Origin of the sequence: Pseudomonas corrugata, from assembly GCF_050920615.1 — a bacterium.
GTDB lineage: Bacteria > Pseudomonadota > Gammaproteobacteria > Pseudomonadales > Pseudomonadaceae > Aquipseudomonas > Aquipseudomonas corrugata.
Map to the genome: position 1 here is coordinate 2457406 of NZ_CP130434.1, position 13273 is coordinate 2470678.

Here is a 13273-nt window from a genome sequence, read left to right on the forward strand (position 1 = left end):
GAAAAAGCCCGGAACGGTGTGAGCCGTTCCGGGCTTTTTTGTGGCTGTCTGTCATGTCCTTGGCGTATATACCTCCGCTATCGCGAGCAGGCTCGCTCCCACATTGTGGTTGCCGCTGGCCCCTGTGGGAGCGAGCCTGCTCGCGATGACGGTGATGCATCCACCGCAACGGTTATGCCGTGCGCGCAAGCCTTTCTTCCTCACCCAGGCAAGCCGCTGCGGTGAACAGCACATCGGTGGAAGAATTCAATGCCGTCTCCGCCGAATCCTGCAGGACGCCGATGATGAATCCCACGGCAACCACCTGCATGGCGATTTCGCTCGGGATGCCGAACAGGCTGCATGCCAAGGGGATCAGCAGCAGCGAACCGCCGGCTACGCCAGACGCCCCGCAGGCGCAAACGGCCGCGACGACGCTCAGCAGCACCGCTGTCGGAATATCGACCACGATCCCCAGGGTATGTACCGCGGCCAGGGACAGCACTGTAATGGTGATGGCGGCGCCGGCCATGTTGATGGTCGCGCCCAGCGGAATCGATATCGAGTAGGTGTCCTCGTGCAGGCCCAGGCGTTTGCTCAACTCCAGGTTTACCGGGATGTTGGCCGCTGAACTGCGGGTGAAGAACGCAGTGATGCCGCTTTCGCGCAGGCAAGTGAATACCAGCGGATATGGGTTGCGACGCAGTTTCCAGAACACGATCAGCGGGTTGACCACCAGTGCGACGAACAGCATGCAGCCGATTAGCACGGTCAACAGGTGCAGGTAACCGAGCAGGGCGCCGAAGCCTGAGGTGGCCAGGGTCGACGCGACCAGCCCGAAAATCCCCAGCGGGGCGAAGCGGATCACCAGGCGCACGATCGCGGTCACGCCGTTGGACAGGTCATCAAGCATGGTGCGTGTGGTCTCGCCGGCATGGCGCAAGGCTATGCCCAGGCCAATGGCCCAGGCCAGGATGCCGATGAAATTACCGCTGGTCAGCGCCCGGACCGGGTTGTCCACCACGCTGAGCAGCAGGCTCTGCAGCACTTCACCGATGCCACCGGGAGCGGTGACAGCGACGTCCTGGGCGGACAAGACCAGGCTGGATGGAAACAGGGCACTGGCAACGACCGCAACCACCGCCGCCGCGAAGGTGCCCAGCAGGTACAGGAACAGGATCGGACGGATATGGGTTTCCTGGCCTTGCTTATGGTTGGCGATCGAAGCCATGACCAGCACGAACACCAGGATGGGAGCCACGGCCTTGAGGGCGGATACGAAGACCTTGCCAATGAATGCGGTGGATTTGGCTACGTCCGGGGCCAGCCAGGCCAACGCAATACCAATGATCAGACCGATGACGATTTGCGTGACCAGGCTGGTGCGTTTGAAGCGTTGCAAAAGGGACGGGGATAAAGCAGTCATACGGCTATCCATGTGTTTTTTGTTGTGGGCAATGGTCGACGTTCAGGGCAACAAGCGGGCAGGCCACATGAGCGGGACCGGAAGAAATGTTCGATGTTTGCGGGTCGCGGACTTTAGCACAGCCCGGTAAAGAATCTGACGGACCTGTGACGATCCGTCACTCAGGTGTTTGAGCACATTTGTCTGCGGCCCACATTCTGTTAGGCTTGGATTCTCTCACCTCTCTCTTCCTCCAGCGGGCCCTCAAGCCAACGCTGGTGTTGTCGTTTTGTCGGAGTTCTGCATGTTGTTACCCATTTTCCTGCTGTCGGCCGCCGGTTTCACCGTGCTGACCACGGAATTCATCATTGTTGGCCTGCTGCCATCCATCGCTCGCGACCTGCACGTCAGCATTCCCCAGGCCGGATTGCTGGTGACATTGTTCGCGTTTACGGTAGCGGCGTTCGGGCCATTCCTGACAGCCTGGTTTGCCCGTTTCGAGCGACGCAGGCTGTTTATCAGCGTACTGCTGATGTTCGGCCTGGCCAACACATTGGCGGCCGTTGCCCCCGATATCTGGGTCATGGCCATTGCCCGATTGATCCCTGCCCTCGGCCTGCCAGTGTTCTGGGCGCTGGCCAGCGAGACAGCGGTGGACATTGTCGGGCCGCAACACGCCGGACGGGCCATCGCCCGGATCGGCTTCGGCATTGTCTGCGCCACGGTATTCGGGATTCCGGTGGGAACGCTGATTTCCGATGCATTCGGCTGGCGCAGTGCTTTCGCGATCCTGGCCGTCATCGCTTTCGCCAAGGCGTTATTGCTGTTCATCTACCTGCCGAAAACCAACCTGCACTTGCATCAGGTCAGCTTCCGCTCGCAGTTCAAGATCCTGCGCAGTCCGTTGATGCAAGGCCATGTGCTGTTGTCGATCCTGGTGTTCAGCGGCATGTTCACCGCCTACACCTACCTGGCCGACATCCTCGAACGTCTCGCCGGGTTCGATGGCACGCTGGTCGGTTGGTGCCTGATGGGGTTCGGCGCCGTGGGGCTGGTGGGCAATTCCCTGGGTGGCCGGGCGGTGGATCGGCATCCCCTGATGGCGTCGATGGTGTTCTGCCTGTTCATGATCGGCGGTATGGTAGCGTTGGTGCCAAGCATTCATTCGGCCTTGTGGCTGGCCGCGGCGATGGCGATCTGGGGCGTGACCCAGGCCGCGCTGTTCCTGGTCAGCCATGTGCGATTGATGAAGGCAGCACCGCAAGCGCCAGCCTTTGCGGCGTCGCTGAACATTGCTGGTGCCAACCTGGGGATCGGTCTCGGAGCGATGGTCGGCGGGCGAGTCATCGATACATTGGGCCTGGGCAGCGTCGGTTTTGCGGCGGCCGGGTTCATTCTTGTATCGATCCTGCTGGCGCTGCTGCTGATGACCTTCAAGCCCCGGCCCGTTTGCAGCTAGTGGAACAACTCGCGGCGAGCACCTTCGGCAATCGCGACGATACCTGGATGGCTGACCTTGCGCTCCACGGAGATGGCATAGAATGACTCGCTTACCGCGTCAGTCTGACCGATCTCCTGCACGCCGTACTGGCGCTTCACTTCTTCGGCGATCACGCTCGGGCCGATGAAAATCCCGCTGCCTGACTGACCGAAGGCCTGCATCAACGCGCTGTCATCAAACTCCCCCACGATGCGCGGCTGGATCTGCTGCTCGGCGAACCAGCGTTGCAGGCGGCTGCGGACCACGGTTTCGGGGCCGGGAATCAGCAGGGGAGCGTCCTGCAGGCTTCGGGGGAAATCCTGCCCGTAGCGTTCGGCCAGCGCAGCGGTGGCGAAAAAACTGATGCCGCATTCCCCCAGTTTCTGGCTGTAGCCCTTGATGTCCAGGTGGCTGGGCATAGGACTGTCGGAAATCACCAGGTCCAGGCGCTGGATCGCCAGGTCCGCGAGCAGCCGCTCGAGTTTGTCCTCGCGGCAGGTAACGCGCAGCGGTTCGCTCAGTTCCATGGTTGGCGCCAGCAGTCTATAGACGATTGACTTGGGCACCACGTCCGCCACTCCGACCCGGAACAGCGTCTGCTGTTCGTTGGGCTGGGCGCGGAGCATCAACTCCAGTTCGCCCCCCAACTGGAACATGTGCTCGGCGTAGGGCAGCGTCTGGCGTCCGGCTTCCGTCAGCTCCAGTTGCCGTCCGACGCGGCGAAACAATTTGATGTTATACGTCTGCTCGAACAAGGAAATCTGTCCGCTGATGGTTTGCGGAGTCAGGTTCAACTGCTCGCACGCCCGCACGATGCTGCCTGTCTTGGCCACCACCCAGAAGTAATGCAGTTGTCGATAATTGAGCATGGGTTCACTCGGATTCGTAAAAACCGAAGTATAACCGCTGAAAATACGAATTTTCCTGAAGTATCGACGTCTCTAGAATGCCTGGCCATTGGTGAGCCATCTCCGGGCTCCGTGTTTCCTCAGAGGCTTCTAACCATGACATACAAATCCCTGGGGCTTGCTGCCTTGCTGGCAATGTCTTCAATGGCACTCGTGGGCTGCGAACAGGCGGAGAAAAGCGCTGAACAATTGGCCCAGCAGTTGAAGGAGCAAGCGGTCGATGTGGCCAAAAAAGCCATCGACGATACCCATAAAGCTGCCGAGCAGGCGCTGAACGACGCCACTGGCGGGTTGATCAGTCCCAAGAAAGAGCCGGCGGACGATGCTGAAAAAACCGAATCATCCACCCAAGCCATCTAACTCCGTCATATCGAGCCAGGACTGACCCATGGATTATCTTCTACAACTCGCTGCCAGCCCCACTGCCTGGATCGCCTTGGCGACCCTGGTTGTCATGGAAATCGTGCTGGGTATCGATAACCTGATCTTCATTTCGATCCTGACCAACAAGCTGCCCGCACAGCATCGTGCCAAGGCGCGGCGGATCGGTATCGGTATGGCGCTGATCCTGCGGCTGGGCTTGTTGAGCACCATCGCGTTCATTGTGCAGTTGACTGAGCCGGTCGTCGAAATCCTCGGCCAGGCGTTCTCCTGGAAGGACATGATCCTGATTGCTGGCGGTCTGTTCCTGCTGTGGAAGGCCACGACCGAGATCCACCACAGCATGGACCCGGCGCCAAACGATCCCAAGTCGGCCACCTCGGGCGTGACCCTCGGATTTGCCGCCGCAATCGGTCAGATCCTGATGCTCGACCTGGTATTTTCCATCGACAGCATTATCACCGCTGTGGGCATGACCGAGCACTTGCCGATCATGATCATCGCCGTAGTGGTGTCGGTACTGGTGATGCTGTTGGCAGCCGAGCCTCTGGCCCGATTCATCAATAACAACCCGACGGTGGTCATGCTGGCGCTGGGCTTCCTGATCATGATTGGCATGACGTTGATCGCCGAAGGTTTCGGCGCCCATGTGCCCAAGGGCTACATCTACGCTGCCATGGCGTTCTCGGCCGCGATTGAGGTACTGAACATGATGGCCCGTCGCGCCCGGCAAAAGGCGTTGGGCAACGAAGCCTGACAGCAGGCATGCACAAGCCGCCCGGGTCCAGCCCGGGCGGCTTTTTCTGACTTTTTGAAAGTGGCGATCAGTGTGCGGCGGCGTGGCGCTGGCTGGGCTCCGTGGGCTTTTCTGTGCTCGATGGGGACGGATGATGATAGCGACGGGTGATCCGCAACACGCCCCACAGCATCGCCGCCGCTACGCTCAGCCAGCCGAATAACAGCATCAGGATTGTCGTTGTCAGGCTCATGGGGGCCTCCCTCAGCCCCGGTCCGGGGCAATGCACTCAGTTCAATGGACAGTCTAGTCGTTCAAGTGTTGCAGGCAGTCGTTCGTGGTCGTCGGCGACGGACGGGTTGGTTCTATCGCATTAGCGAGACTGCTGTTTAAGGCTATACCCCGGCCTGTGGGCGCTTTATGATCGACGGCCCAAGCCTGGCCCGTTCATCGGGTACCTGAACTAGAGACTCATCATGTTGCCGGTCATTCCCTCTTTTCGATCACTGGTATTCGCGACGGCTTGCCTTGCAGCCCTGGCGGGTTGCGCGGGCAGCGTGCCGCCCCAGATCCAGCGCCTGCCCGAGCGGGTGGAACTCAACAGCGTGCCGTTCTATCGCGGCGATATGTACCAGGGTGCCCCGCAATCTCTGGCTGCAGTGTTGACCTCGCAAGGTACGGTGATTACCCCGGGGCTGCTGGAGAAACCGTTGCATCTGCCAGGTGGTGAAGCCGGCTTGCAGCAGAATATGCAGACCCTGGCACGAGAATACGGGCTGGTGGTGTATCCCCTCGACAGTGATTTGTCCGCATTGTTGGAGCAGGTTGCGGCGGGCAACCCGGTATTGCTTCGCTACACCGAAGGTACGGCATTTTGGTCTGGGCCCCGATACGGGATTCTCGCCGGCTATAACCGGCAGAAGCGCACGATCTTGCTGCGTTCGGGCATGAACCGGCGACTATTGATGAGCTTCAGTGGGTTCGAGTCGGCTTTCAAGGATGCCGGCGGCTGGGCGGTTCTGCTCCAGCGGCCCACGCAACTTCCGGCCAACGTCAACCCGCAGCGCTGGTTGAAGGCCGCGGATGAGTTGGCCGGGGCAGGGCAGGAGCAGGCGGCAGCGCGCGCCACCAAGACCCTGGGTGCAACGCATTGACGGTTTGCCCCGTTCGTCACCTGCCGGGCACGACCCCGCACGCCTGAAGTTCTTATCGTCAGGGTCCGGATTGTCCGGGCCATGATTCAAGGAGGCAGGTATGGCACAGTCGAAAACGCCCACGGGGCCCCATTCTTCCGAGCATTCATCCGCTGGTGACGAGCTGGGATTCGATCCGGATTCGCCGGACCTCGATGATCCGCAAGTCGATCCGATCGGGCCGGCCAAGGCCCCTCGTGACGAGAAAGACGATAAGGGGGAGCCCCGGGCCAAGGCCTATGATCCGCTTGGTGACCTGAAGCATTGAGCGAAAAAAAGCCCGACGAGTTGGGTCATGTTGCTCCCCAGGGTTTATGAGCCATTGTGGCGAGGGGATAAATCCCCCCCGCCACAGATGCCGGCGCATTCGTCAATTACTTGGAGGCTTCCACGACGCCGCTCTGGCGACTCTTGAGGTTCTTCGCCGCCTTGTACTGCATGGCCACCGCCGGCACATTGGTGCTCTTGCCCGTTTCCACCCAGCTACGAATCCGGCTGGCGTCGGCGAAGTGAGTGTACTTGCCAAAGGCATCGAGGATCACCAGGGCCATCGGCCGATTACCCATTTTCGTCACCAGCACCAGGCAGTGACCGGCCTGGTTGGTGAAGCCGGTCTTGGTCAACTGAATATCCCAATTATCCTTGTGGATCAGGTGATCAGTGTTGCGAAAGCCCAGGCTGTAAACCGGTTTGCGGAAGGTGACGGTCTTTTCCTTGGTGGTGCTCAATTCGCTCAGCAGGGGGTATTTGCGAGCAGCTATCAGCAGCTTGGTCAGGTCCCTGGCGGTGGATACGTTATGGATCGACAGGCCTGTCGGCTCGACATAGTGAGTGCTGGTCATGCCCAGTGCCTTCGCCTTGGCGTTCATGGCGGCGATGAACGCTGCGTAGCCGCCCGGGTAATGGTGCGCGAGGCTGGCGGCGGCGCGGTTTTCCGAGGACATCAGCGCAATCAGCAACACGTCGCGACGCGACAGTTCGCTGTTGAGTTTGACTCGGGAAAACACCCCTTTCATCTCCGGGGTGTTGGCGATGGTCATGGAGATGTACTCGTTAAGGTCCTGCTTGGCATCCAGCACGATCAGCCCGGTCATCAATTTGGTCACCGAGGCGATGGGTACCACCACGTCCGGATTGCTGGAATAGACGACTTTATCCGTTTGCAGGTCCAGCAACATCGCGCTGCCCGAAGCGACTTGCAGTTTTGACGTGTCTCGTGGAGCTGCGATGGTTTCCTGCGCGTTGATATCCTGCGTGATAAGCGCGCCTGAAAAAGCGATGAACAGGCTGAGGATCGAAATACGGATTTTCACGCGAATAGGCTCGGTAGAATTGAAGATGAAGAGGCCGTTCAGTAGCGGCTTTTGAAAAAAGCGCTGCATTTTATGAGTATGGGCGACAACAGCGCTACATGCCTGTACCACTGAGGCTTGCGAATAAATAAAGTTTAATAAAAGGGGGATCCAAACCAATGTGGGAGCGAGCCCGCTCGCGAAGTTGGCGTGTCAGCGCGTTGATGGCTGACTGACACACCGCTTCGCGAGCAGGCTCGCTCCCACAGGGTTTCGTTTTGGCGGGAGAAACTCAGCTATGCAGCGTCTCGGCCGCGTACAGCGTGTTTTCCAGCAGGCAGGCACGGGTCATCGGGCCCACGCCGCCGGGTACCGGTGTGATCCAGCCGGCACGGGGCAGGGCGGTCTCGTAGACCACGTCACCCACCAGCTTGCCGTCATCCTGGCGATTGATGCCCACATCGATGACGATGGCGCCTTCCTTGATCCACTCGCCCTTGACCAGGCCAGGCTTGCCGGCTGCCACGACCACCAGGTCGGCGCGTCCGACATGGCCGGCCAGGTCCTTGGTGAAGCGGTGGGTCACGGTCACGGTGCAGCCGGCCAGCAGCAACTCCATGGCCATCGGCCGGCCAACGATGTTGGACGCGCCCACGACTACTGCATCGAGGCCATAAAGGTCCACGCCCGTGCTTTCCAGCAGCGTCATGATGCCTTTTGGTGTGCAGGGGCGCAGCAGCGGGATGCGTTGGGCCAGGCGACCGACGTTATAGGGATGGAAGCCGTCGACATCTTTGTCCGGCCGGATGCGTTCCAGGAGTCTGGAGGCGTCCAGATGCTCAGGCAGGGGCAGCTGGAGCAGAACGCCGTCGATGTTCGGGTCATCGTTCAGGCGATCGATCAGATCAGCCAGCGCTTGCTGGGTGGTTTCGGAAGGCAGGTCGTAGGCCTGGGAAAGGAAGCCGACCTCTTCACAGTCTTTACGCTTGTGCGAGACATAAACCTGAGAGGCGGGATCGCTGCCGACCAGGATCACCGCGAGACCGGGCGTGCGCAGGCCTTGCTGGCGACGCTCGGTGACGCGTTGGGCGATCTGCTGGCGCAGGCTGGCGGCGATCGATTTGCCGTCGATAAGTTGTGCAGTCATTGCGCGTGGTTAACCATCGAGAGGGGAAAAAAAGAGAGCGCATTCTCGCATGCCGAGGCGTGAGGGCAAAGGCGCTTGGTCTGCAAATTCCCCTAACCCCTTTAATTAAATGAATTTTTTTTAAAAAAGAGTTGACGACCTATCAGGCCGTCTATAACATTCGTCGCACTTGTCGGGCACAGCCTAGCACTGGTTAAGAAGGTGGAGCGGAGTTGGTTGTTTTAACTCGGCAAAACTGAAAGCATTTAGTTTGTAGTCGTCAAAGAATACAGATTAAAAAGGCGCCCGTAGCTCAGCTGGATAGAGCATCCGCCTTCTAAGCGGATGGTCGCAGGTTCGAGTCCTGCCGGGTGCGCCATTAGGCAGCTTTGGCACAAGTAACGCAACAAGGCAATATGGTGGGCGTAGCTCAGTTGGTAGAGCACGGGATTGTGACTCCCGTTGTCGTGGGTTCGATCCCCATCGTCCACCCCATATTCTAGAAAGGCGCCAGATCTAACAATCTGGCGCCTTTGCTTTAAAAGCTTGCTACGCGGATGTGGTGGAATTGGTAGACACACTGGATTTAGGTTCCAGCGCCGCAAGGTGTGAGAGTTCGAGTCTCTCCGTCCGCACCATACAAGTCGCTATTTGAATAGCAGAGAACGGCGCAGTACCTGAAGAGGGCTGCGCCGTTTTTGTTTTCGGCATTCGGATGGTTTGTCGTCTGTCTTGTTTCGGGACAGGTTTGGCAATGGGTTGTTGCGATTGTGTTTCGCGATGATGCGCGGTATGCCCGTCGGTCTCCTGGCGGTACTCGAGTGCCGGGAACGTGCAGGTTCACGTTTCTATATATAGAAGCGTTGGCGCAGAGCCTCTGGAATGATCGGCTGTATTTGCAATCCGGGCGGGGCATGACTGTTTGCCTCGCTCCTAATGCCGGCGCCTGTTTTCCAGTCATTTTCAGTAGGGTGACTTCTTGAGTTTGACCTACTAGAATGCATGCCCTTGATTCTGGGGTCGGAAAACGCCCGGCCAACGTCTGTGCAACGAGGAATATCCATGCAAGTTTCTGTTGAAAATACTACTGCTCTTGAGCGCCGCATGAGCATCACCGTGCCGGCTGAGCGCATCGAGACTCAGGTCAACAAGCGTCTGCAGCAGACTGCCCAAAAGGCCAAAATCCCAGGTTTCCGTCCAGGCAAGGTGCCAATGAGCGTGATCCGTCAGCGTTACGAAGCTGATGCGCGCCAGGAAGCCGTGGGCGACGTGATCCAGTCTTCGTTCTACGAAGCTGTGGTCGAGCAGAAGCTGAACCCGGCCGGCGCGCCATCGGTCGAGCCTAAAGTGCTGGAAAAAGGCAAGGACCTGGAGTTCGTTGCCACTTTCGAAGTGTTCCCCGAGTTCACTGTTGCCGGTTTCGAGTCCATTGCCGTCGAGCGCCTGAGCGCTGACGTGTCGGATGCCGACCTGGACAAGATGCTGGATATCCTGCGCAAGCAGAACACCCGTTTCGAAGTGACCGATCGCGCTGCCCAGAACGAAGATCAACTGAACATCGATTTCGTCGGCAAGGTCGACGGTGAAGTGTTCGCAGGCGGTTCTGCCAAGGCCACCCAGTTGGTACTGGGCTCCGGTCGCATGATCCCAGGCTTCGAAGATGGCCTGGTCGGCGCGAAAGCCGGTGAAGAGCGCGTTCTGAACGTGACCTTCCCAGAGGACTACCAGAACCTGGACCTGGCTGGCAAAGCCGCCGAGTTCACCGTGACCGTAAACAGTGTTTCCGAGCCGAAGCTGCCTGAGCTGAACGAAGAGTTCTTCGCCCAGTTCGGTATCAAGGAAACCGGTCTGGAAGGTTTCCGCGCCGAAGTTCGCAAGAACATGGAGCGTGAGCTGCGTCAGGCCATCAAGTCCAAGGTCAAGAACCAGGTCATGGACGGTCTGCTGGCTTCCAACCCGATCGAAGTGCCGAAAGCGCTGCTGGACAACGAAGTGAACCGTCTGCGCGTGCAGGCTGTTCAGCAGTTCGGTGGCAACATCAAGCCTGATCAACTGCCGGCCGAGCTGTTCGAAGAGCAAGCCAAGCGTCGTGTCGTACTGGGCCTGATCGTTGCGGAAGTGGTCAAGCAATACGAACTCAAGCCTGACGAAGCCCGCGTTCGCGAGCTGATCCAGGAAATGGCTTCGGCCTACCAGGAGCCTGAGCAAGTCGTGTCCTGGTACTACAAGAATGACCAGCAACTGAACGAAGTCCGTTCGGTTGTGCTCGAAGAACAAGTTGTGGATACTGTTCTGCAGAAAGCTAGCGTGACCGATAAAGCGGTCTCTTACGAAGAAGCGGTCAAGCCGGTGGAAGCTCCACAAGCCGATTGATTGTTCTGCGGTAAGAAATACACACCATAAGCCAGCCTTCGCGCTGGCTTATGCGTATTCAAGACATAACTATTTGGGAGTGACTGCGAGACATGTCCCGCAATTCTTTTTATCAGCAGAGCTCTGACATCCAGGCCGCAGGCGGCCTGGTCCCGATGGTTATCGAGCAGTCCGCCCGTGGCGAACGTGCCTATGACATCTACTCGCGTCTGCTCAAGGAACGCGTCATCTTCCTGATCGGACCCGTTGAAGACTACATGGCCAACCTGGTCGCGGCGCAACTGCTGTTCCTTGAAGCGGAAAACCCGGACAAGGATATCCATCTTTATATCAACTCACCCGGCGGCTCGGTGACAGCAGGCATGTCGATCTACGACACCATGCAATTCATCAAGCCAGACGTTTCCACCATCTGCATCGGCCAGGCCTGCAGCATGGGCGCTTTCCTGCTCGCCGGTGGTGCAGCGGGCAAGCGTCATTGCCTGCCTAACTCGCGCATGATGATTCACCAGCCATTGGGCGGCTTCCAGGGCCAGGCGTCGGATATCGACATCCATGCCAAGGAAATCCTCCACATTCGTTCGCGTTTGAACTCGCTGTTGGCTCATCACACCGGTCAAAGTCTCGAGACCATTGAGCGTGACACCGAGCGTGACAACTTCATGAGCGCCGAGCGTGCAGCCGAATATGGCCTGATCGACTCCGTGATCAACAAGCGTCAAATGCCTGCCTGAGCCACTCAAAATGCAGGTGGTTGGGATGACCGGCCGCCTGCGGGCTTGAAAAAGCCCGCAATTGCCTTCATCTTGTGTTGCAAGCCTATCGGATTTGGATCGATCGAATGACTGACACCCGCAACGGCGAGGACAACGGCAAACTGCTTTATTGCTCTTTCTGTGGCAAAAGCCAACATGAAGTACGCAAATTGATTGCCGGCCCCTCGGTCTTCATTTGCGACGAGTGCGTCGACCTGTGCAATGACATCATCCGCGAGGAGGTGCAGGAAGCCCAGGCCGAAAGCAGCGCGCATAAGTTGCCTTCGCCTAAAGAAATCAGCGGCATCCTTGACCAGTATGTAATTGGTCAGGAGCGTGCGAAAAAGGTATTGGCCGTAGCGGTTTACAACCACTACAAACGCCTGAACCAGCGTGACAAAAAGAATGACGAGGTCGAACTCGGCAAGAGCAACATCCTGCTGATCGGTCCGACAGGCTCGGGTAAGACCCTGCTTGCCGAAACCCTGGCCCGTTTGCTGAACGTTCCGTTCACCATCGCCGACGCAACCACCCTCACCGAGGCGGGTTACGTGGGGGAGGATGTCGAGAACATTATTCAGAAGTTGTTGCAGAAGTGCGACTACGATGTCGAAAAGGCCCAGATGGGCATTGTCTACATCGATGAAATCGACAAGATTTCCCGCAAGTCCGACAACCCGTCCATCACTCGGGATGTATCCGGTGAGGGGGTACAGCAGGCCTTGCTCAAGTTGATCGAAGGCACGGTCGCTTCCGTTCCGCCCCAGGGTGGTCGCAAGCATCCGCAGCAGGAATTCCTGCAGGTCGACACCCGTAACATCCTGTTCATTTGCGGCGGTGCATTCTCCGGGCTGGAAAAGGTTATTCAGAACCGCTCCACTCGTGGCGGCATCGGCTTCAATGCCGAAGTGCGCAGCAAGGAAGAGGGCAAGAAGGTTGGCGAGTCCCTGCGTGAAGTCGAGCCTGACGACCTGGTCAAGTTTGGCCTGATCCCTGAGTTCGTCGGTCGTTTGCCGGTTCTGGCGACGCTGGACGAGCTGGATGAAGCTGCGCTGATGCAGATCCTGACCGAGCCGAAGAACGCCCTGACCAAGCAGTATGCAAAGCTGTTCGAAATGGAAGGTGTAGACCTGGAGTTCCGTTCCGACGCGTTGAAATCGGTGGCCAAGCGTGCCCTGGAGCGTAAGACCGGTGCCCGTGGGTTGCGCTCGATTCTCGAAGGTGTATTGCTCGATACGATGTATGAAATCCCCTCGCAGTCCGAGGTGAGCAAGGTCGTGATCGACGAAAGCGTCATAGAAGGCAAGTCCAAGCCGCTGTATATCTACGAAAACAGTGAGCCGGCTGCCAAGGCTGCACCGGACGCTTAAGTGTCCTGCTGGAACAAAGGAGGGGCCTTCGGGCCCCTTTTGCTTTTGGCGTCCTTTTGGAGCGTCTCAGGGCTCAATGCCAGGCCACCAGGCCGTGCAAGCAAAACGTGCTCGCGATAGCGGCGGACCAGCCGATATCGTGGTTGACTCACAGATCCCGATCGCGAGCAAGCTTTGTTCCCGCAGGCTCTGCGCCGTTTGATCCTTAATTGACTGACATCAGCCTTAGCGCTTGTTTTTTTTCAAGGCTGCCCCCATCTTGGTTTCAAGCTTAC

Annotated in this window: 13 protein-coding genes and 3 tRNA genes; 11 read left to right on the plus strand and 5 right to left on the minus strand. The window is 58.4% G+C overall.

Going from position 1 to position 13273, the window contains the following annotated elements; genetic code table 11:
* Positions 1–172: 172 nt before the first annotated feature.
* Complete coding sequence (sstT, locus tag QZH45_RS11245; RefSeq protein ID WP_024778295.1) at positions 173–1405, minus strand: serine/threonine transporter SstT; 1233 nt, start codon at positions 1403–1405, stop codon at positions 173–175.
* Between the two features lie 283 nt (positions 1406–1688).
* Between sstT and QZH45_RS11250 the strand changes: the two genes are divergently transcribed.
* Positions 1689–2843 (plus strand): MFS transporter, encoded by a 1155-nt coding sequence (locus QZH45_RS11250; protein WP_024778296.1) that lies wholly within the window; start codon positions 1689–1691, stop codon positions 2841–2843.
* Here QZH45_RS11250 and nhaR read toward each other — a convergent pair.
* Positions 2840–3733 carry a transcriptional activator NhaR gene (gene nhaR, locus QZH45_RS11255; RefSeq protein WP_024778297.1) on the minus strand — a complete coding sequence of 298 codons (894 nt, stop codon included), beginning with the start codon at positions 3731–3733 and terminating at the stop codon, positions 2840–2842. The two genes, QZH45_RS11250 and nhaR, sit on opposite strands and share 4 nt — an antisense overlap.
* Before the next feature lie 135 nt (positions 3734–3868).
* On the opposite strand from nhaR, the gene QZH45_RS11260 reads away from it, so the two are divergent.
* Together QZH45_RS11260 and QZH45_RS11265 are read left to right on the plus strand one after the other, a co-directional pair.
* Positions 3869–4132, plus strand: coding sequence for a hypothetical protein (locus QZH45_RS11260; RefSeq protein WP_024778298.1), 264 nt, complete (start codon positions 3869–3871; stop codon positions 4130–4132).
* 28 nt (positions 4133–4160) lie between these two features.
* Complete coding sequence (locus tag QZH45_RS11265) at positions 4161–4910, plus strand: TerC family protein (RefSeq protein ID WP_024778299.1); 750 nt, start codon at positions 4161–4163, stop codon at positions 4908–4910.
* A 67-nt stretch (positions 4911–4977) separates the two neighbouring features.
* Here QZH45_RS11265 and QZH45_RS11270 read toward each other — a convergent pair whose 3' ends face one another.
* On the minus strand, positions 4978–5142 hold the full coding sequence (locus QZH45_RS11270) for a hypothetical protein (RefSeq protein ID WP_167355731.1): 165 nt from the start codon (positions 5140–5142) through the stop codon (positions 4978–4980).
* A gap of 223 nt (positions 5143–5365) precedes the next feature.
* On the opposite strand from QZH45_RS11270, the gene QZH45_RS11275 reads away from it, so the two are divergent.
* Entirely contained in the window at positions 5366–6043 is a 678-nt protein-coding gene (locus QZH45_RS11275; protein ID WP_069018515.1) for a hypothetical protein, read from the plus strand.
* Between the two features lie 100 nt (positions 6044–6143).
* Complete coding sequence (locus tag QZH45_RS11280; protein ID WP_024778301.1) at positions 6144–6350, plus strand: DUF6021 family protein; 207 nt, start codon at positions 6144–6146, stop codon at positions 6348–6350.
* Positions 6351–6456: 106 nt separating this feature from the next.
* Here the strand turns inward: QZH45_RS11280 and pbpG are convergent, their stop codons facing one another.
* Both pbpG and folD read right to left on the minus strand, forming a co-directional pair.
* Positions 6457–7395: a D-alanyl-D-alanine endopeptidase gene (pbpG, locus tag QZH45_RS11285; RefSeq protein ID WP_024778302.1), complete on the minus strand. Its 939-nt coding sequence runs from the start codon at positions 7393–7395 to the stop codon at positions 6457–6459.
* Between the two features lie 271 nt (positions 7396–7666).
* Positions 7667–8521, minus strand: coding sequence for a bifunctional methylenetetrahydrofolate dehydrogenase/methenyltetrahydrofolate cyclohydrolase FolD (folD, locus tag QZH45_RS11290; RefSeq protein ID WP_024778303.1), 855 nt, complete (start codon positions 8519–8521; stop codon positions 7667–7669).
* A gap of 281 nt (positions 8522–8802) precedes the next feature.
* On the opposite strand from folD, the gene QZH45_RS11295 reads away from it, so the two are divergent.
* The 6 genes from QZH45_RS11295 (at position 8803) to clpX (ending at position 12998) form a co-directional block, all read left to right on the plus strand.
* Positions 8803–8879, plus strand: a tRNA-Arg gene (locus QZH45_RS11295).
* Positions 8880–8919: 40 nt separating this feature from the next.
* Positions 8920–8995 (plus strand) — tRNA-His (locus QZH45_RS11300).
* Between the two features lie 58 nt (positions 8996–9053).
* Positions 9054–9138: transfer RNA gene (locus tag QZH45_RS11305), tRNA-Leu, on the plus strand.
* A 424-nt stretch (positions 9139–9562) separates the two neighbouring features.
* Complete coding sequence (tig, locus tag QZH45_RS11310) at positions 9563–10873, plus strand: trigger factor (protein WP_024778304.1); 1311 nt, start codon at positions 9563–9565, stop codon at positions 10871–10873.
* Between the two features lie 92 nt (positions 10874–10965).
* Positions 10966–11607, plus strand: a complete 642-nt coding sequence (gene clpP, locus QZH45_RS11315) for an ATP-dependent Clp endopeptidase proteolytic subunit ClpP (RefSeq protein ID WP_003183177.1) — start codon at positions 10966–10968, stop codon at positions 11605–11607.
* Between the two features lie 107 nt (positions 11608–11714).
* A complete protein-coding gene (gene clpX / locus QZH45_RS11320) occupies positions 11715–12998 on the plus strand; it encodes an ATP-dependent Clp protease ATP-binding subunit ClpX (protein ID WP_024778305.1) in 1284 nt (427 codons plus the stop codon).
* Positions 12999–13273: the final 275 nt, after the last annotated feature.

Coding starts and splice junctions, on each gene's coding strand:
- QZH45_RS11260 (WP_024778298.1), top strand. CDS start 3,869: ATGACATACAAATCCCTGGGGCTTGCTGCCTTGCTGGCAATGTCTTCA.
- QZH45_RS11250 (WP_024778296.1), top strand. CDS start 1,689: ATGTTGTTACCCATTTTCCTGCTGTCGGCCGCCGGTTTCACCGTGCTG.
- tig (WP_024778304.1), top strand. CDS start 9,563: ATGCAAGTTTCTGTTGAAAATACTACTGCTCTTGAGCGCCGCATGAGC.
- QZH45_RS11275 (WP_069018515.1), top strand. CDS start 5,366: ATGTTGCCGGTCATTCCCTCTTTTCGATCACTGGTATTCGCGACGGCT.
- QZH45_RS11265 (WP_024778299.1), top strand. CDS start 4,161: ATGGATTATCTTCTACAACTCGCTGCCAGCCCCACTGCCTGGATCGCC.
- QZH45_RS11270 (WP_167355731.1), bottom strand. CDS start 5,142: ATGAGCCTGACAACGACAATCCTGATGCTGTTATTCGGCTGGCTGAGC.
- sstT (WP_024778295.1), bottom strand. CDS start 1,405: ATGACTGCTTTATCCCCGTCCCTTTTGCAACGCTTCAAACGCACCAGC.
- clpP (WP_003183177.1), top strand. CDS start 10,966: ATGTCCCGCAATTCTTTTTATCAGCAGAGCTCTGACATCCAGGCCGCA.
- QZH45_RS11280 (WP_024778301.1), top strand. CDS start 6,144: ATGGCACAGTCGAAAACGCCCACGGGGCCCCATTCTTCCGAGCATTCA.
- nhaR (WP_024778297.1), bottom strand. CDS start 3,733: ATGCTCAATTATCGACAACTGCATTACTTCTGGGTGGTGGCCAAGACA.
- folD (WP_024778303.1), bottom strand. CDS start 8,521: ATGACTGCACAACTTATCGACGGCAAATCGATCGCCGCCAGCCTGCGC.
- clpX (WP_024778305.1), top strand. CDS start 11,715: ATGACTGACACCCGCAACGGCGAGGACAACGGCAAACTGCTTTATTGC.